This window comes from Pseudomonas sp. TH32, assembly GCF_016650855.1.
GTDB lineage: Bacteria > Pseudomonadota > Gammaproteobacteria > Pseudomonadales > Pseudomonadaceae > Aquipseudomonas.
The window spans coordinates 49,796-67,539 of the sequence record NZ_JAEKFA010000002.1 but is presented as its reverse complement, the minus strand read 5'-3'; the positions used below and the strand labels follow the sequence as shown (position 1 = coordinate 67,539).

General features: G+C 61.4%; 20 protein-coding genes. 7 read left to right on the top strand and 13 right to left on the bottom strand.

Annotation, left to right across the window (positions count from 1 at the left end):
• Positions 1–5: 5 nt before the first annotated feature.
• From JFV30_RS04020 to JFV30_RS04010, 3 genes are all read right to left on the bottom strand, one after another.
• Positions 6–368 carry a 5-carboxymethyl-2-hydroxymuconate Delta-isomerase gene (locus JFV30_RS04020; protein WP_010176553.1) on the bottom strand — a complete coding sequence of 121 codons (363 nt, stop codon included), beginning with the start codon at positions 366–368 and terminating at the stop codon, positions 6–8.
• A gap of 70 nt (positions 369–438) precedes the next feature.
• The gene (locus JFV30_RS04015; protein WP_201122044.1) at positions 439–1,626 is read right to left on the bottom strand and encodes a low temperature requirement protein A; all 1,188 of its coding nucleotides are present in this window, start codon (positions 1,624–1,626) and stop codon (positions 439–441) included.
• Between the two features lie 26 nt (positions 1,627–1,652).
• Positions 1,653–2,588, bottom strand: a complete 936-nt coding sequence (locus tag JFV30_RS04010; RefSeq protein WP_201122043.1) for a LysR substrate-binding domain-containing protein — start codon at positions 2,586–2,588, stop codon at positions 1,653–1,655.
• A gap of 130 nt (positions 2,589–2,718) precedes the next feature.
• Between JFV30_RS04010 and JFV30_RS04005 the strand changes: the two genes are divergently transcribed.
• Positions 2,719–2,895: a hypothetical protein gene (locus JFV30_RS04005; protein ID WP_158000320.1), complete on the top strand. Its 177-nt coding sequence runs from the start codon at positions 2,719–2,721 to the stop codon at positions 2,893–2,895.
• Here the strand turns inward: JFV30_RS04005 and JFV30_RS04000 are convergent.
• The 6 genes from JFV30_RS04000 to JFV30_RS03975 form a co-directional block, all read right to left on the bottom strand.
• The gene (locus JFV30_RS04000; RefSeq protein WP_201122042.1) at positions 2,850–4,175 is read right to left on the bottom strand and encodes an MFS transporter; all 1,326 of its coding nucleotides are present in this window, start codon (positions 4,173–4,175) and stop codon (positions 2,850–2,852) included. The genes JFV30_RS04005 and JFV30_RS04000 overlap by 46 nt on opposite strands.
• 59 nt (positions 4,176–4,234) lie before the next feature.
• On the bottom strand, positions 4,235–5,557 hold the full coding sequence (locus JFV30_RS03995) for an MFS transporter (RefSeq protein ID WP_201122040.1): 1,323 nt from the start codon (positions 5,555–5,557) through the stop codon (positions 4,235–4,237).
• 74 nt (positions 5,558–5,631) lie between these two features.
• On the bottom strand, positions 5,632–6,510 hold the full coding sequence (locus JFV30_RS03990; RefSeq protein ID WP_201122038.1) for an SMP-30/gluconolactonase/LRE family protein: 879 nt from the start codon (positions 6,508–6,510) through the stop codon (positions 5,632–5,634).
• Positions 6,511–6,579: 69 nt separating this feature from the next.
• A complete protein-coding gene (locus tag JFV30_RS03985; RefSeq protein WP_010176558.1) occupies positions 6,580–7,512 on the bottom strand; it encodes a 3-keto-5-aminohexanoate cleavage protein in 933 nt (310 codons plus the stop codon).
• Between the two features lie 81 nt (positions 7,513–7,593).
• Positions 7,594–8,382 (bottom strand): SDR family oxidoreductase, encoded by a 789-nt coding sequence (locus tag JFV30_RS03980; protein WP_201122036.1) that lies wholly within the window; start codon positions 8,380–8,382, stop codon positions 7,594–7,596.
• Positions 8,379–9,101, bottom strand: coding sequence for a GntR family transcriptional regulator (locus JFV30_RS03975; protein ID WP_003211913.1), 723 nt, complete (start codon positions 9,099–9,101; stop codon positions 8,379–8,381). The genes JFV30_RS03980 and JFV30_RS03975 overlap by 4 nt, the downstream gene beginning before the upstream one ends.
• Before the next feature lie 134 nt (positions 9,102–9,235).
• On the opposite strand from JFV30_RS03975, the gene JFV30_RS03970 reads away from it, so the two are divergent.
• The gene (locus tag JFV30_RS03970; RefSeq protein ID WP_201122034.1) at positions 9,236–9,625 is read left to right on the top strand and encodes a VOC family protein; all 390 of its coding nucleotides are present in this window, start codon (positions 9,236–9,238) and stop codon (positions 9,623–9,625) included.
• Between the two features lie 51 nt (positions 9,626–9,676).
• On the opposite strand, the gene JFV30_RS03965 is transcribed toward JFV30_RS03970, so the two are convergent.
• Complete coding sequence (locus JFV30_RS03965; RefSeq protein ID WP_010176561.1) at positions 9,677–9,823, bottom strand: hypothetical protein; 147 nt, start codon at positions 9,821–9,823, stop codon at positions 9,677–9,679.
• Between the two features lie 198 nt (positions 9,824–10,021).
• On the opposite strand from JFV30_RS03965, the gene tcuC reads away from it, so the two are divergent.
• Together tcuC and JFV30_RS03955 are read left to right on the top strand one after the other, a co-directional pair.
• Entirely contained in the window at positions 10,022–11,314 is a 1,293-nt protein-coding gene (gene tcuC / locus JFV30_RS03960) for an MFS transporter (protein ID WP_010176562.1), read from the top strand.
• A gap of 12 nt (positions 11,315–11,326) precedes the next feature.
• On the top strand, positions 11,327–12,085 hold the full coding sequence (locus JFV30_RS03955) for a substrate-binding domain-containing protein (protein WP_010176563.1): 759 nt from the start codon (positions 11,327–11,329) through the stop codon (positions 12,083–12,085).
• Here JFV30_RS03955 and JFV30_RS03950 read toward each other — a convergent pair.
• On the bottom strand, positions 12,077–12,979 hold the full coding sequence (locus JFV30_RS03950) for a LysR family transcriptional regulator (protein ID WP_088422866.1): 903 nt from the start codon (positions 12,977–12,979) through the stop codon (positions 12,077–12,079). The two genes, JFV30_RS03955 and JFV30_RS03950, sit on opposite strands and share 9 nt — an antisense overlap.
• 383 nt (positions 12,980–13,362) lie before the next feature.
• On the opposite strand from JFV30_RS03950, the gene JFV30_RS03945 reads away from it, so the two are divergent.
• Genes JFV30_RS03945 through JFV30_RS03935 form a run of 3 tightly spaced genes read left to right on the top strand, consistent with a single transcriptional unit; the run spans position 13,363 to position 14,935 of the window.
• Positions 13,363–13,644, top strand: coding sequence for a ribbon-helix-helix domain-containing protein (locus tag JFV30_RS03945; protein ID WP_010176565.1), 282 nt, complete (start codon positions 13,363–13,365; stop codon positions 13,642–13,644).
• Positions 13,641–13,955 carry a type II toxin-antitoxin system RelE/ParE family toxin gene (locus tag JFV30_RS03940; RefSeq protein WP_201122032.1) on the top strand — a complete coding sequence of 105 codons (315 nt, stop codon included), beginning with the start codon at positions 13,641–13,643 and terminating at the stop codon, positions 13,953–13,955. The genes JFV30_RS03945 and JFV30_RS03940 overlap by 4 nt, the downstream gene beginning before the upstream one ends.
• Positions 13,956–14,005: 50 nt before the next feature.
• Positions 14,006–14,935 carry a hypothetical protein gene (locus tag JFV30_RS03935; protein ID WP_242487023.1) on the top strand — a complete coding sequence of 310 codons (930 nt, stop codon included), beginning with the start codon at positions 14,006–14,008 and terminating at the stop codon, positions 14,933–14,935.
• Here JFV30_RS03935 and JFV30_RS03930 read toward each other — a convergent pair.
• Together JFV30_RS03930 and JFV30_RS03925 are read right to left on the bottom strand one after the other, a co-directional pair.
• Positions 14,904–16,529, bottom strand: a complete 1,626-nt coding sequence (locus tag JFV30_RS03930) for a methyl-accepting chemotaxis protein (protein ID WP_201122030.1) — start codon at positions 16,527–16,529, stop codon at positions 14,904–14,906. The genes JFV30_RS03935 and JFV30_RS03930 overlap by 32 nt on opposite strands.
• A gap of 179 nt (positions 16,530–16,708) precedes the next feature.
• A complete protein-coding gene (locus tag JFV30_RS03925; RefSeq protein WP_201122028.1) occupies positions 16,709–17,734 on the bottom strand; it encodes a histone deacetylase family protein in 1,026 nt (341 codons plus the stop codon).
• Positions 17,735–17,744: the final 10 nt, after the last annotated feature.

Here is a 17,744-nt window from a genome sequence, read left to right as displayed (position 1 = left end):
GCCCATCAGCCGATGGTGACTTTGCTGTAGGACTCGCGGTCCATGTCTACCAGCAAAACACTGAGTTGAACCTGCAAATCCGCAGGCCAATCGCCCAAATCCTGCAACGCCGCCAACAGGCTTTCCGACAATTGCTTCTTGACCTGCGGCGATCGCCCGCTGAGCAGCGACAGCTTCACGGCGATAAACGCACGCGGGCTCAAGGACGTGCCGACCTGGAACGTCTCCACCTTGACCGCGCGACTCTTGATATCAAACTCGGAACCGAACTGCCCGGACGCCATCAGCACGTTGTTGAGCCGCAACAGGGTTTTCTCAACCGCCAGCTCGGTCAGGTTGGCGGTGTATTCCAGATGCAGATGCGGCATGAAAAGCTCCGAGTTGTTATAGGAAAAGAGTCATACATATAGCACGGTGCCGGGCGAAATCAGACCGCTTTCAATGTGAAACTTCGGTCAGGCCGCGCAACGAGCGATTTTCCCAAATCGCCACCACCACCAACACGGCTGACGTCAGCGCTCCCAGCACCAGCGCCGAAAACACCTGCTGCAATCCCAGCGGCAACAACACCAGCAACAGCAGCAACCCACCCAGGTGCGAAAACGGCGGCAAGGGCCGGTCGCTCATCACCCATTTGAACAACGCACTGCCCAGCAGGAACAACCACGGGCCGGCAATGATCGCCACCACGCCGGCCTGGCTGGCGTGCCCCGGGTGCACCAGCACCAGTTCATCGGCCACTGCACTGACAATGATCCCGGCCACGATCAACACGTGCAGGTAGGTGTAGGCAATCCGCGCCTGACGTCCCGGGTCGGCGGAGCTGGCAATGCGGTGGTGGGCGCGCTCGGCGCCGCTGTCGAAATAGATCCACCACAGGGCGATGCTGCCCACCACCGCCACCAGGAACGCCGCCAGCCCATCCATGCTCCAGGGCAGTTCGGCAAAGGTAGCGCCAGTCACCAGCAACGACTCGCCCAGGGCGATGATCACAAACAGGCCGCAGCGTTCGGCCATGTGGTTGCCTTCCACATTCCAGTCCGAAAGTGTCGAGGGCCCAAGCCCCGGTACCCAGAAATACACCGACGGGGAAATCAGCTCGATCAACAGCGCCAGGGCCCAGAAGGCCAAACGCTGCTCGCCCTCAAGCAGCGCGCCGGTGATCCAGAACACCCCGGAAAACAGCATCCACGCCAGGATGCGCTGGAAGTTTCGGGTCATGTTCAGCGACTCGCCGCGCACCGCCCACAAGGCAAACAGCGTGCGCCCCACTTGCATGAACACATAGGCGACCGCGAACAGCAGGCCGCGATCGGTAAACGCCTTGGGGATCGAAGACGACAGCAGCAAGCCCGCCACCATCAAGCCGAACAGGCCGATGCGGATCGGGATTTTTTCCGGGTCCAGCCAGTTGGTGACCCACGAGGTGAAGATCCACACCCACCACACCGCCACCATCATCAGCGCCACCTGCACCGCACCGCCGATGGACAAGTGCGCGAGCAGCGAATGGGACAATTGGGTCACGGCAAACACGAACACCAGGTCGAAAAACAGCTCGACCATACCAACCTTGCCGCTGTCATGACTGCCGCGCCCACGCAGCAAGGAACGGGATGGGGTCATGGGTGGATCTCCCTGAAGGTGTTATCTCAAGATTTTGGCGCTACCACCGCCAGCATGTCCCGCTCGCTCATGAACGCCTCCAGCCGCGAGCGCATCCAGCGTTCCGCCGGGTCGGTGTCGACGTGGCTGAGCCAGACCATGGACAAATCCAGGGTCGGGGTTTCGAACGGAAACGGTTCACAGAACAGATTTCCCCCGGCGGCCATGGCCTGGGCAGTGTAGTCCGGCAGGCTGGCGATCATGTCGGTGCCGGCGAGCAACGCCGGCAGCGCGCTGTATTGCGGCACCGAGAGCACCACGTGACGCTTGCGACCGATTTCCGCCAGCCATTCATCCGCAAACCCGGACACGTTGGCCGTGTGGGACACCAGCACATGGGGCCGTGCGCAATATTCGTCGAGGGTCAGGGGTTTGTCCGAGGCGTCTGCCCGCAACAGGCAGGGGCGGATATGCCGCAATAACTTGCGCTTGGCATTCGCCGGCAGGCCACGGGTCTGGGTGATGCCGACGGTGATATCGCCGGAGGCCAGCAGGTCCGGGATACGCCAGTAGTCCACGTGCTGCACCACGAACACCACCATCGGCGCTTCCTGGCGCAAAGCCCGCAGCAATGGCGGCAGCAGGCCGAACTCGACGTCATCGGACAGGCCGATGCGGAAGGTCATGGTGCTGATGGACGGGTCGAAATCGTGGGTCAGGCTCAGGGCCGACGACAATGAATCGAGGGCCGGCGACAGGTGCTTGATGATCTCTTCGGCCCGCGCGGTCGGTTCCATGCGATGGCCGACGCGGATGAACAGCGGGTCATTGAACAACGTGCGCAGGCGGTTTAGGGCCGAACTGATCGTGGGTTGGCCGAGAAACAGCTTCTCGGCCACCCGGGTCACATTGCGTTCGAGCATCAAGGTTTCAAAGACGACCATCAGGTTGATGTCGGCCTTGCGTAATTCATTGCGATTCATCGGCGCTCGCCCCACTGCCCTGGATAGGGGGCAGTTTAGAAACACCCGGGGCCCTGCGTCTATGCGCACACTGTTCAACGCGGGCCTTTGAGACTATAAAACAGCTTCCGAGGCTTTCGAGAACACCATCGTGCTGGTCATTTCTGTCTTGAGCGTCCTGGTCGCCGGGATTTTGCTCTGGGCCATCAAATTCGTCGCTCATCCCACCGCCAGGACACTGTTGCGGGTATTTGTCGGTTTATGCCTGGCGGCAGTCGTGGCTTATCTGGTGCTGGCTTCGGGGTTTCCCACTTCATTGCTGGTGTGATCGGGCTCCTGCCCCTGGCGCAAACGCAAGGCGGCCAACGCGGCCACCACCAGCACCACCGCAATTACTTTCAAGCCGTTCGTGGCATTGCCGGTGCTCATCTCGATCGCGCCCATCACCGACGGCCCGACAAACCCGCCGAGCAACCCGCAGGCATTGACGAAGCCCAGCCCGCCCGCCAGCGCCACGCCCTTGAGGCGTGAAGCGGGGTACAGAAAGATGATCGACTGCACCACAAAGAACATCACCGCCGACACACAGAAGCCCAACAGGCTGAACACCGGCCCCGACACCGAGGCAATGCCCAACCCCGCCGCCATGGTCAGCAAACCAGTGATCAACAGCCGCCGGGCACGGGTGGGCGTGGTCGCAAAACGCGGCAGCAGCACGGCGCCTGCCGCTGCGGCAATCCACGGCAATGAGGTCAGCAGGCCGACGCTCATGGTGCTCAGTTCGCCATATTTGCTGATGATGCTCGGCAGGAAAAAGATCACGGTGTAGATGGTGATCTGATGGCAAAAATACACAAAGATCGCCAGCAGGATTTGCGGCGTCAGCCAGTTTTTCAGGGAATGCCCGCCCTCGCCTGCGCCCTCTTCGGTCTCCATCGCGATGCGCTGTTCAATCCCGCGCGCCTCTTCGGCCGAGAGCCAGGGTGCCTTGCTCGGACGGTCCGGCAACTTGCACCACACCACCCAGGCAAACGCGACCGCCGGCAAGCCTTCGAGCAGGAACATCCACTGCCAGCCGTGCCAGCCGAGGATCCCGTCCATGCGCATCAACGCAGCGCCCACCGGGCCGCCGATGATGTTGGCAAAACACACGCCGAGCAGAAAATACCCGGTGGCCCGCGCCCGTTGCTCGCGGTTGAACCAGTAGGTGAGGTACAGCATCACCCCGGGAAACAGGCCGGCTTCGGCAATGCCCAGCAGCAGGCGCAGGACATAGAACGAGGTCTCGCCCTGGACGAACGCCATGGCCGCCGAAATCAGGCCCCAGGTCACCATGATCCGGGCGATCCAGAACCGCGCGCCGACCTTGTGCATGATCAGGTTGCTGGGGATTTCCGACAGCGCATAGGTCAGGAAAAACAACCCGGCGCCCAGGCCGTACGCGGCGGCGGAAATTCCCAGGTCCACGTCCAGGTGATGCTTGGCCAGGGCAATGTTGGTGCGGTCCAGAAAGCTCAGCACGTAGGCGATGATCAGCAAGGGCATCAGCTTGACGAACATCAGTTTGTTCAACTCCCGTGGCTCACGGGCAGGGTTGGCAGTCTTCATCGGGCAAGTCCTCTTGGCGCCCCGCCAGCACCCTGGCTGGGGGACGCATCGGTGTTGTTCTAGGGTTCGAGTTGCACAACCAGCGCCGGCGGGCGGTGGGAAAACAGTTGCAGCAGCGCCCCGCCCAGGGCACAGCCGGCCATCACGAAGAAGCACACCGTGTAGCCGTGCAAGGTGGTCCAGCCGCCGCCCATGGCAATCAGGCTGCCCATCAGCACCGGCGCCAGGCCGCCGCCGATGAACATCGCGGTGGTGATGATGCCGTTGGCGGTGGAGGTCGCCGACGGCTCGGCCGAGTCGCAGGCCACCGCGTAGTAGATCGGCCACACCGCGTTGGCCACCAGGCCGAACAGCAGTTGCACGACGATGATCAGGGTCAGGGTGTTGGCGAAGTAGAACGCCCCGACACTGGCGGCCATCCACACCCCGCAGATGATCAGGGTGACGCGCCGGCCAATGATGTCCGACAGCGACGGCCACACCAGTTGCCCGAGAATCCCGGTCAGGGTGAACACCACGCTCATGCCCGCCGACTCCGCCAGGGACAGCCCGGCGATGTTGTACAGGTACGCCGGCAGCACGATGTTGACACCCATGTACACCACCTGGGTCAGCATCGTATTACCCGCCGTGAGGGCGATATTGCGGTTGCGCAAGGTAGCGATAAAGGTGCGCCAGGCGTGGCCTTTTACCTGGCTGGCCGGTGCGTTGTCCGGTGGGGTCATGCCCTTGGCGGCGATGTCGACGTAGAGCGCGGTGATACGTTCGGCGGTGGAATACCGCGCCCAGAAAATCATCAGCGGCAAGGCCACGACAAACGCGAAGAAGAACACGTAGCGCCAGTTGTCTTCACCAAAAGTGCTGATGACAAAACTGGCGACGATGCCACTGAGCATGGCGCCAATCGGGTAACCCGTATGGTGCGCGCCCAGGGCAAAACCACGGCGCTCCACCGGCCACCATTCGGCGGTGTTGCTCACGCCCACCGGCTCACCCCAGCCTGCACCGAGGTTGACGCCCACCCGCAGCGCAATAAAGGTCGCGAGGTTGCCGCTCAGGGCCTTGAACCCGGAGAGAAACGAAATCGCGGTGTAACCCAGCACCAGCGGCACCTGGAACCGCGCACGTTTCCAGCCTCCGCCGTAGCGGTCGCTCCACATGGAGCCAGGAATATCCAGCAAGGCCAGGGCGAGCATGATCACCGTGGCCATGGTGCCCCACTGATCAGCCGACAAATCGAAATGCTTGGAGATGGTCGGCCCCAGGCGCAGCACGATCTCACGGTCGTAGGCGTTGAGGATCCAGATCATCCAGCACACCAGCAACGACACCCAGGAGTGCCGGTGAATGCTGCGCAGCGAGGCTTTTTTTAAGGTTGCCATGGGTTTCTCCAGGCGCGCGAGGGCGCGCACTGACACAAGGTTGCGGAAGGAATATGCCTTGTTGAAAAAACGCGCTAGCTGGCGAACCGTCGCTCGGCTATTCCTTGCACGCCCAGCCCGGTGATCGCAAAAAGCGCCCCGCGCTGCTGACCGTCGGCCGGGAAACGCGGCAACGGCGGCTTGGCCATGGAGGTCACGAACAGGGTGTCCAGGTTCGGCCCGCCGAAAGTCAGGCTGGTGACTTTTTTCACCGGCATCTGGATAATCCGGTCGACCTGGCCATCCGGTGTGTAGCGCACCAGTTTTCCGGCGTAGACCAGCGCCTGCCACAGGCAGCCTTCGGCATCCACGGTGCAGCCGTCGGCGGCGCCACCGCCGGAGGTGTCGACCTTGGCAAACGTGCGTCGATGACTCACGGCGCCGGTCGCCAGGTCGTAGTCATAGGCCCAGATCTCGCCGGACCAGGTGTCGCAAAAATAGAATGTGTCGCCCGACGGGCTCCAGCACGGGCCGTTGGACACGATGATGCCTTCGTCCAGGGTGTGCAGGCTCAGGTCTGCGTCCAGGCGGTAGAGTTTGGCGCTGGCGCTGTCTTCCCGGGTGTCCATGGAGCCGAAGACAAAGCGCCCCTGGCGGTCGACCTTGCCGTCGTTGAGGCGGTTGTTGGGCAGCGCGGGTTCCGGGTCGATCACCAGCGCCAGTTCGCCGCTGCCGAGGTCGAGGATGTGCACGCCGTTTTGCAGCGCGACGATGGCCTCATCGCCGCTATGGCGCAGGGCCATGGAGCCGATCTTCTGGCCCACGTCCCAGGCACGCAGCTCGCGACCGTCATCGGTGCAGCGCAGGATCCGGCCGTCGGCGCTGTCGATCCAGTACAACCGTTGTTGCAGGGCGTCCCACACCGGGCCTTCGCCCAGGGTGGTCTTCACGTCGACAAGCACTTCGATACGCATGGTGTTATCCCCTTTTTTGTTGTTGTGCGGGATGGGCATGGCCGCGCCGTGACGCGGCCGGTTTAGCACTTAGAAGTTGACCTGGTCGCGCCCCTTCAGCCCGAGGATTTCTCGCGCTTCATCCGGCGTGGCAACCCGGTGCCCGAGGGCTTCGATCACCGTGCGAATGCGCCGTACCTGGTCGGCGTTGGACGCGGCCAGTTTGCCCGGGCCATCCCACAGCGAATCCTCCAGGCCGACCCGGGCGTTGCTGCCCATGGACAGCCCCATGGTTGCCAACGGAATTTGCCCACGGCCGGCGCCGAGGATTGACCACACGTAGTCGTCGCCAAACAGCCGATCGGCCGTGCGACGCATGTGCGCCAGGTCTTCCGGGTGGCCGCCGATGCCGCCGCGCAAACCGAAAACCGACTGGATAAACAGCGGCGGCTTGAGCAGGCCGCGTTCCAGGAAATGAGCGGCGGTGTACAGGTGCCCGATGTCGTAGCACTCGATTTCGAAACGGGTGCGGTTCTCGGCGCAGGAATTGAGGATGTGGGTAATGTCGCGGAAGGTGTTGCGAAAGATCCGGTCGTCGCTTTCTTCCAGGTACGGACGCTCCCAGTCGTGCTTGAACTCGGTGAAGCGGTTGAGCATTTCGTACAGGCCGAAGTTCATCGAACCCATGTTCAACGAGGCCAGTTCCGGCTTGAACTGCATCACCGGTTGCAGGCGCTCTTCAACGCCCATGGTCGGTGCGCCGCCGGTGGTGATATTGATCACCACGTCGCTGGCGGCTTTGATTTGCGGCAGGAATTCGGCGAACAGCGCGGGGTCCTGGCTGGGACGGCCATCGATGGGATCGCGGGCATGCAGGTGAACAATCGCGGCGCCGGCTTCGGCAGCACCGATGGCAGCGTCGGCAATTTCCTGCGCGGTGATCGGCAAATGCGGCGACATCGACGGCGTATGGATGGCACCGGTGACGGCGCAGGTGATGATGACAGGACGATTTTTGGACATGACGATTCTCCGACTTTTATTCTTATGAAAAAAATCCCGGGTGCTGCGTGTGTGTTCTTCCTTGGCTAACGCTGGCGCGGCCTACAGGTACTCGACGTTGCCATCGACACTGATCGCCTGGCCGGTGACATTGCGGGCGGCGGGCGAGCAGAGAAACAAGGCCATGGCCGCGACGTCTTCGGCGGTGACCATGCGCTTGAGGGAGATCTTGTTGAGGTATTCCTGGCGCATCTCGGCTTCGGGCACGCCGACCTGTTCGGCACGGGCGCGAATCACGCCGTCCATGCGCGGGCCTTCGACGATGCCGGGCAGCAAGGCGTTGACGCGGATGTCGCTTTCGCCCAGCTCCGAAGCCAGGGATTTCATCAAGCCGACGATGGCCCATTTGGTCGCGGCATACGGCGTGCGCCAGGCGTAGCCGAGACGCCCGGCGACCGAGGCGATATGCAGCAGATGGCCGTGGGACGATTCCTTGAGCATCGGCACCGCGTGATGGGCAAAGCGGTATTGCGCCGTCAGGTTGATGTTGATCGTGGCTTGCCACTCGGCATCGCTGATGGCATCGATACCGCCGGTGGGCCCGGCAATCCCGGCGTTGTTGACCAGCACATCCAGCCCGCCGAACTGCTCGCGCTGCACCTGGAACACCGCCTTGATCTGCGCGGCATCACTCACGTCGGCACGGGTGGCCACGCTGCCCGGGTACTTGTCGCGAAACGCCGCCAGGGCCGGTTCGCTGACATCACACACATGCACCTTGGCGCCCGCCTCCAGATAAGCCGCGGCCAACACTTCACCGATGCCGGCAGCCCCGCCGGAAATCAACACACGTAACCCAGGATAGGGCTGCAGCCGTTGTAGGACACTCATGCACGTTTACCTCCTGAAACAGACGACCGCGAGCGGTCGTTCTTGACGAGCAGGCGCGCCAGGGAATCGGCGGCCTGCATGATGTCATCGGTCACGGCAGCGCGGGCGCCGGCGCCATCGCGGGCGGCCAGGGCTTCGACGATGCGCGTGTGCGCCTCCATCGAGCGCTGCAAGTGAGCTTTATCGGGAGCGACCAGGGCAAAACACGGGCCCATGTGCAGCCAGAAGTTTTCCACGGCAGCCATGGTCAACTCGGCCTGGGCGACGGCATAGATCCGACGGTGAAAGGCGAAGTTGGTCCACAGGTAGCGGGAAACGTCGACTTCGTCGGCGGCTTGTTGCATCTGTTGGCAGAGGTCGGAGATTTCGTCGAGGTCGGCTTTTTCCAGGAGCAGCACGGCCTTTTCCGCCAGCAAACCTTCCAGGGCGACCCGCGCATCGCGAATCTCGCGCAGGCGTTCGACCGTCATCATGCGTACCCGCAGACGGGAAGTTTCGGTGACTTCAAAGGCGTTTTCGGCGCTCAGGCGCTGGAGGGCTTCGCGCACCGGCATGGGGCTGGAGCCGAGGGCTTCGGCAAGGCCGCGGATGGTGAGTTTCTGGCCGGGCTGGAAACGACCACTCATCAGGGCTTCGCGGATCTGGCGATAAACCTGGTCTTGCAAGGTATCGCGGGACACCTGGCGCAAGGTGGGAAGGAGAAGCGGGCCATCTGTCATGAGTCAAAACCTGTGTTGTCGTTCTTATGGCCCCAATATGTGATCACAAATCAAATATGTCAAATAGTTTCCCGTTGACCGTCCGTGCGACGCTGACTTTAATGACCCCTCTCTCAAGCAAGGACCGCTGAACCATGAAATTTGCCTACACCATCGTCTACGTCCCGGACGTGTCCGCATCCCTGCAATTCTTCGAAAAAGCCTTCGGCTTCAGTCGCCGTTTCCTGCATGAATCGGGCACGTATGGTGAACTGGATACGGGCGGTACCACCCTCTCCTTCGCGGCGCATGAGTTGGGTGAGATGAACTTCAAGGGCGGGCACGTAGAGGCGCATGCTTCACGGCAGCCGCTGGGGATGGAGCTGGGGTTTGTGACTGAAGATGTGCCAAAGGCCCATGCCAGAGCGCTGGCGGAGGGGGCGACAGAACTGGCAGCGCCGAGCACCAAGCCCTGGGGACAGGTGGTGGCATATGTGCGGTGCCCGGATGGCACGCTGGTGGAGTTGTGTACGCCGATTCAGTGAATCGTACTGTGGCGAGGGAGCTTGCTCCCTCGCCACAGTGAAATGCACGCCTCAAGGCCTGAGCGGGCGCTCCTGATCGCGCTCCGACAGCTCCGTGCCATCGTCCGGATGCTTCCAGGTCTGCGGTTTTTCTTCCTCGCGAAGCTTCCTGGCCCGCTCCAGCTCCAACTCCTCGCGCTGCTTCTGCTCGTTACTCATACCCACCTCCCATCCGTAAGATTTGGACACACTGGGGAAGCATAGATGAGGGAGCGGTTTTGTGTGAGCCCGCCGATTGATAACCGCAGCGCATCAATGCATGTAAACAACTCACTTATCATTTCTAAATGTGTCAGCCACTATCCGCGGTCTTAAGCGAAACAAGCACTTTAAAAAGAACGCTGGAGACACAAAAAAATGCAAAACCCTTCACGGCCTGACTCTGCCCGCTCCAAAGTCGGCGCGGTCTTTCGCGTCACCTCCGGCAACTTTCTCGAACAGTTCGACTTCTTTCTGTTCGGCTTCTATGCCACCTATATCGCTGCCGCCTTCTTCCCTGCTGCCAATGAATTTGCGTCATTAATGATGACCTTCGCCGTGTTCGGCGCGGGCTTTCTGATGCGTCCACTGGGGGCCATCATCCTCGGTGCGTACATCGATGATGTGGGCCGTCGCAAAGGCTTGATCGTGACCCTGGCGATCATGGCCAGTGGCACCCTGCTGATCGTGCTGGTGCCGGGCTATCACACCATTGGTTTGTGGGCACCGCTGCTGGTGCTGATGGGCCGTCTGTTGCAAGGCTTCTCGGCCGGCGCAGAACTGGGCGGCGTGTCGGTGTACCTGGCCGAAATGGCCACCCCGGGCCGCAAGGGTTTCTACACCAGCTGGCAATCGGGCAGCCAGCAGATCTCCATCGTGGTCGCTGCCGCCCTGGGTTATGGCCTGAACCAATGGATGGAACCGGCCGTGGTTGCCGATTGGGGCTGGCGCATTCCGTTCGCCATCGGCTGCGTGATCATCCCGTTCATCTTCGTGCTGCGTCGTAACCTGCAGGAAACCGAAGAGTTCGCCAACCGCAAGCACCGCCCAACCATGCGCGAAGTGCTGGCCACGCTGGTGAAGAATTGGACCATCGTGATCGGCGGCATGATGATGGTGGCAATGACCACCACCGCGTTCTACCTGATCACCGTCTACGCGCCGACCTTCGGCAAAACCGTGCTCAACCTGACCACTTCCGACGCCCTGCTGGTGACCTTGCTGGTGGCCGTGTCGAACTTCATCTGGCTGCCCATCGGTGGCACCCTGAGTGACCGTTTTGGCCGCAAGCCCGTGCTGATCGCCATGACCACCCTGACCGTGCTTACCGCCTACCCGGCACTGTCCTACGTCGTAAATGCACCAAGCTTCGCCCACATGCTCGAAACCCTGCTGTGGTTCTCCTTCCTCTACGGCATGTACAACGGCGCAATGATCCCGGCCCTGACCGAAATCATGCCGGTGGAAGTGCGCGTGGCGGGCTTCTCCCTGGCCTACAGCCTGGCGACCGCGATCTTCGGTGGGTTTACCCCGGCGATTTCCACCTGGTTTATCCACGAGACGGGCGACAAGGCTTCGCCCGCCTACTGGCTGATGTTTGCCGCGCTGTGCGCCCTGTGCGCAACGTTCGCGCTGTATCGCCGTGCCAGTGCCCGCCTGCAAGTCGCCTGAGGAGCCACGCCGATGAAATCCCTGTTGAAAACACTGGTGGCACTGGCGATCGGTTCCGTGGCGATGGTTGCCCACGCTGAAGCGCTGAAAGTCATGACCTCAGGCGGCTTCACCGCTGCCTACAAGGTGCTGGGTGCGCAATACGCGACACAGAGCGGCGACACCCTCGACACCATCCTCGGCCCGTCGATGGGCAAGGCGCCGGAAGCGATTCCCAACCGCCTGGCCCGTGGCGAACACGCCGACGTGGTGATCATGGTCGGCTACGCCCTGGATGAGCTGATCAAGCAAGGCAAGGTCGACAAGGCGTCCCGCGTTGAGCTGGCGGATTCGCGCATCGGCCTGGTGGTCAAGGAAGGCGCTGCCAAGCCCTCGATTGCCACCGATGCCGAACTGAAGGCCGTACTGACCAACGCCAAATCCGTGGCGTATTCGGACAGCGCCAGCGGCGTCTACGTCGAAAAGGAACTGTTCAAGAAACTCGGCATGCCGTCCAAGGGCACCATGATCGAACGCATCCCGGTGGCCTCCCAGGTGGCCAAGGGTGACTACGAGGTGGGCTTGCAGCAGGTGTCCGAACTGTTGCCGATTCCGGGCGTGACCTATGTCGGAAAAATCCCTGAAGACGTGCAGTCCGTCACCCGGTTTGCCGCAGGCATTCCGGTGAATGCCGAACACCCGGCGCAGGCGAAAAAGCTCCTGCAATTCCTCGCCTCGCCCCAGGCGCAACCGGTGGTGCAATCCACCGGCCTGGACTCGGTGTCACACTGACCGAAACGGCATCTCCCGCGTCAACCGCTCCAGTTCCAGTGCCGCCGGCGTCAACGTACGCCCGCGGCGCTTGATCAACCCCACATTACGCACCACCTCCGGCTCCACCAGCGGCACACTCATCAGAATCGGGTGCTTGCCTGCCGGCATCGCAATCGACGGCACCATCGCCACCCCCAACCCCGCCTCCACCAGCCCGATCATCGTGGTCACGTGATGGGTTTCGCAGATGCTTTGCTTCTTCACCCGCACACCGCGCAGGGCCTGGTCCAGCAGGAAGCGATTGCCTGAGGTCTTGTCCACGGTGATGTAGTCGTGCTCGTACGCCTCGGCCCACGTCACACTGGCCCGGTCCGCCAATGGATGTTCCCGGCGACAGGCCAGCACATACCGCTCTTGCAGCAACAGCTCGAACTCCACCCCGTCGGCCAGGCTGCCGCTGAAACTCACGCCGAAATCTGCCTCGCCACTTTCCACCGCCGCACACACCTCGCCCGCACTCGCGTCCAACACCCGCAGGCGAATCTTCGGATAGAGCTTGTGGAATTCGGAGATCACATGGGGCATGAAGTAGTACGCGGTGGACGGCACACAGGCGATGGTGACGTTGCCCATGCGGGTTGAGGCCACGTTGCTGATGCCCATCAGGGCGATGTCCAGGTCATCGAGCATGCGCTCGACTTGGGGCAGGAACGCGCGACCGACCATGGTCAGACTGACCCGGCGCGTAGTGCGTTCGAAGAGTTTGACGTCAAGGGCGGATTCGAGCTTCTCGATGCGCCGGCTGAGGGCCGGTTGGGAGATACGGATGGCTTCGGCCGCCGCACGGAAACTGCCCTTGTCTACGACGGCACGGAAGGCTTGGAGGTCGTTGAGGTCGAAGTTGATGATCACGAGGGCAGCCATTGGTTGATCAGATGTGGCGGGCATTATCGTATGGGGGCTGGCGGGATGCTATTGGCGCGATCCACCTACTCGGGATCAGCCAATAGCCCTGCAGAAAATATGCGGTCATACATATCAGACGGGAATTAGCGCTGGTGAGAAACGGAGGCCCTGAAAAGCGTCAATACTGACAACCTCAAATTTCGTTCTTACTCCTTAGGCCCGTTATGGAAAAGTCTTTGACGATGGATTACCCCACCAATATCTGCACGAAACAGGCGGCACGCTGCTTAGTCCAGGAGATACCAACGGCTCACACTGGTCAGTTATCGCTTGCAACACGCCCATCGTTGGGTAGGATTAAATCCTACCCAGCAAAAGCGGACGCCACCATGCGCTCAACCCAGCAAATGAGCATCACCTTGCCGATTGAGATGGCCGCACTCGTCAAAGCCAAAGTGAGCACCGGCGAATACGCCAGTGAAAGTGAAGTCATACGCGATGGGCTACGCGCCCTGCTGGCACGTGATCGCGCAATGGAGGACTGGCTTCGGGATCAGGTGATTCCGGCAGCCGCCGCTCTCAAAGCGGATCCCGGTAGCGCGTTGTCTGCCGCCCAGGTCCGCGAACAGATGGCAGCAAAACGCAAACAGAAAGGCACTCGCAAGCCGTGAGCTACACAGTAGCTTTTTCACCCAAGGCAGTAGCGCAACTCGAAGAACTTGAAGACTACATCACCCAGGCCGGCTCACCCATCGTCGCTGCGCGCTATGTAGATGCCATCATCACTTATTGCGAAAACCTGTCCCTTTTTCCCCAGCGTGGGACCAGCCGTGAGGATTTGTTACCCACTCTGCGTACAACTCACTATCGGCACGCCACGATCATCGCTTTTACAGTGGATGCCGACACGGAAACGGTATCGATTCTAGGGGTGTTTTACGGAGGGCAAGACTATGCGGCCCTCTTGCAGGATAACGATTAACTTCAGCTCCACTCTTTTCCATTCCCCCATACCTACCGGCAGCGCAATCAATGGATCAAACAATAAAAAGGACTTCAAGCCCGGCCTCTCTCTATCGCACGCTTCGACCAGGGTTGTGGCTACTGGGTTCGCTCTGCTTTGCCGCTTTGGGCTTCTTCGCCTGGCAAAGTTTCTACCCGGTCAGCGCTGCCGATGACTGGAGTGTTCAAGTAGTCCACCGCGACGTGGAAAAGGCCGCATCACTGATGCCGATGCCCGACGGCTCACTGATGGTCAGCCAGGAGTTGAGCGACGGCCTTGGCAGTATCGTGCGCATTCTGCCGGACGGAAAACGCGAGCTGGTGGTGGGCAATCTATCCAAGCCCGATGGCATGGTTGCCACTCAGGGCGGTTGGGTGTTCAGCCAGGAAGTGGATGGAGCACCGGTCAGCTTTCTCAAGGACGGCGTGGTCACCGAGCTGTTCAAGGGAGAAAGCGTGCAAGGGCTGTGGGACGACGGCGAGTATCTCTACGCCATCGAAGACCGCAAGGTCGGGGCCCGGATCCTGCGCTATCACTGGAGCGACAAGACATTGAGCGTCGTGCGTGACCAACTCAGCGAAGGCGAGTCGATCGTTCGCTGCACGGATGGGCGCATGCTCTACACGGAAAAGAAGAAAGGCGTGGTGCGGGAACTGACCGACGACGGCAGCGATCCGGTGGTACTGAGCCAGCTGAACAAACCCACCTTCCTGATGTGCGATGAGCGCGGGTTATGGATCAACGAGGATTCAACACACCGCGCGCGTTTACTGTTGATCGACAAGCAAGGGCGCCAGCAGACGATTCTGTCTTTCCTGAAGGCCCCGCAGTCGATTGTGCGTACGACGAAGGGAACCTACCTGGTGGCCGAAGGTGGCCGTAACCGTGTCCTGGAATTGGTGCCGTCCCTGGCACGGGTAAACCCCGTTACAGCTGAAACCGCGCCACCGCCTCATTGAGCGACACGGCCAAACGCGCCAGCTCATGGCTCGACCCGTTGATCTGCCCCGCTCCGGAGGACGATTGCGCGGACAGGTCACGAATATTGACGATATTACGGTCGACCTCTTTGGCCACTTGGGCCTGCTCCTCGGCAGCACTGGCGATGACCAGGTTGCGCTGGTGAATCTGGTCGATGGAGTCGGTGATCTGGCTCAATGCGCCACCGGCCCCTTCGGCCAGGATCAAGGTTTCACTGGCGCGCTGGGTGCTCGACTGCATCGACGTCAATGCCTCGCTGGAACCCGTGCGCATCGCGCTGACCATCTGGTCGATCTCCAGGGTCGATTGCTGCGTACGATGGGCCAGCGCACGCACTTCGTCGGCCACCACCGCAAAGCCACGCCCGGACTCACCGGCACGCGCGGCCTCGATGGCGGCGTTCAGGGCCAGCAAGTTGGTCTGTTCGGCGATGGAGCGAATCACGTCCAGCACCTTGCCGATATCCCGCGATTGATCGGCGAGGTTTTGCACCAGGCTTGAGGTTTCACCGATGTTGGTACTCAGCGCCTGAATCGCGCTGACCGTTTCGCCGACGCGCTGCTGGCCGTCGCGGGCCGTTTCATTGGAGAGCCGGGTGGACTCGGAAGTGGAGACAGCATTACGCGCCACCTCATCGGCCGCCGAGGTCATCTCGTTGACTGCGGTGGCGGCTTGCTCGATTTCCGCGGTCTGCTTTTGCAGGCTGCGGCTGCTCTGGTCGGTAATGCCGTTGAGGTCGGTGGCCGATGCCGCCATCTGCCCCGCCGACTGGCGAATCAGTTGCAGGGTACTGCGCAGGCTGCCTTGCATGGTCTGGAGTGCCACGAGCAGGCGCGTCACTTCGTCGTCGCCGGTGACTTCAACGGTCTGGGTCAGGTCGCCTTGGGCGACGTTTTCTGCGGCGCGCACCGCGTGGCTCAGCGGGCCGACAATGCTGCGCGTCAGCAACCAGGCCAGGGCCACGGTGCTCAACGCCGCCAGCAGCACGAAACCGAAGACCATCGTGCGCGAGCGGCTGTACTGAGACTCGGCCGTCTGACCCTGCAGGTTTATCTGGGCGTTGTAGTAGTCGGCCAGGGCATTGAGCTGATTGCCGGAACCGTCGACCACGGTTTTCATGTCCACCAGCAGCAACTTGTTCAGCTCGGCGGTCTGTTGCTTGTCAGCGAGGATGAACGACTGCGTGAGACCTTGCTGATACTGACGCAGGGAAACCTGGAACTGATCGTAGAGATTGCGTACCTCAGGGGTATCAATCACCGCATTGAGGTCAGCCAGCTTCTTTACCAGGTCCTGGCTACGGGTGTCCATCTGGCTGCGGTATTGCGCGATGCTCGCCGGATTGGGATCAAGGGCCATGCGCAGGGAAATGGTGCGGATGCGCAGCATGATTTCGCGAATATCCGAGACCAGGCGCATTTTCGGCACCAGGCCGCTTTCAACCTGCACGGCGCTTTCGCGGATGCTCGCCATGTTCGAGAGCGCAAAGAACCCCAGTAACGCCACGAGCAAGGCAATCAAGGCAAAACCGAGACCCGCACGGCGGGCGATGGACAGATTGCGGAGCGACATGGCGATAGTTCTCATTATTGGCATACGACATCGTATGACAGAGTTTCGGCCAGTCAGGACGGGACTTGAGGGGGGGCGACCAGAAGTTAACAGATAAAAATTATCGACCTAAAAGGCCCACCGGGCGGACGCGCCTTGAATGTATTTCCAAGGCAGTCCGGGACCCTTTATTCAGCAGGTTATTTCGACCATGCCCGCGCACTTTCAAAAAACGCCTGCGCATTACTGTCCAGTGTTTCCAGGTGATACCCGCCCTCCTGCACGATCACACACGGCAGCCCCAACCCACGAATACACTCACCCAGCCGCGCAAATCCTTCCCGCGTCACCGCCACTTTGCTTTGCGGGTCCAGTTTGTAGATATCGAACCCCAGCGACAACACCAGCACGTCCGCCGAGAACTCCTTCACCGCCTTCAACGCCAGCTCCAGCTTGTCAAAGAACACCGCCTCGCTGGCACCATGCGCCATCGGCAGGTTGAGGTTAAAGCCTTCACCCGCATCAGTGCCGCGTTCTTCGGCAAAGCCTGCGACGCCGGGATAGAAATTGGTCGGGTCGCCGTGAATTGACACGTACAGCACGTCATCACGGTCGTAGAAAATCTCCTGGATGCCCTGCCCGTGGTGCATGTCGGTATCGAGCACGGCGACGCGCTCGAATCCATCGCGCAACGCCTGCGCCGCAACCGCCGCGTTGTTGATGTAGCAGAACCCACCGGCCGCGTCGAAGCGGGCGTGATGACCCGGCGGGCGGCACAGCGCATAGGCTGCCGGCGCGCCGCCGAGGATGTCTTTAGCCGCAGCCATCGCGCTTTGGGCCGACCAGTAGGCCGAGCGCCAGGTGAGTTCGCCAATCGGGCAACTGCCGTCGGCGAGGTAGCGCGCCGCCTGGGCGAGAATGCCGCGCAGGGCGTTGGGTTCACGCACGAAGATGTTGGACATGACTTCGTCGCCCCAGTCTTCGGGGATCTCCTTCCAGCGCTGGTGGGCTTCCTGGAGGAAGGTCAGATAGGCGGCACCGTGCACGGCCAGCAGTGGATCGAGGCCGTGGTCGTGCGGTTGGTGGATGTCGAAGCCCAGGGTTTGTGCGGCCAGCAGCAGGTTGCGGGCGCGCTCGGGGACTTCCTGCGGGGTGCGCATCTGGCCGCGGGAGTAGTAACTGCGGGGATGGTGCAGGAGTTGTTCGGGATGGAAAAAAGTACGCATGGAATTTCTC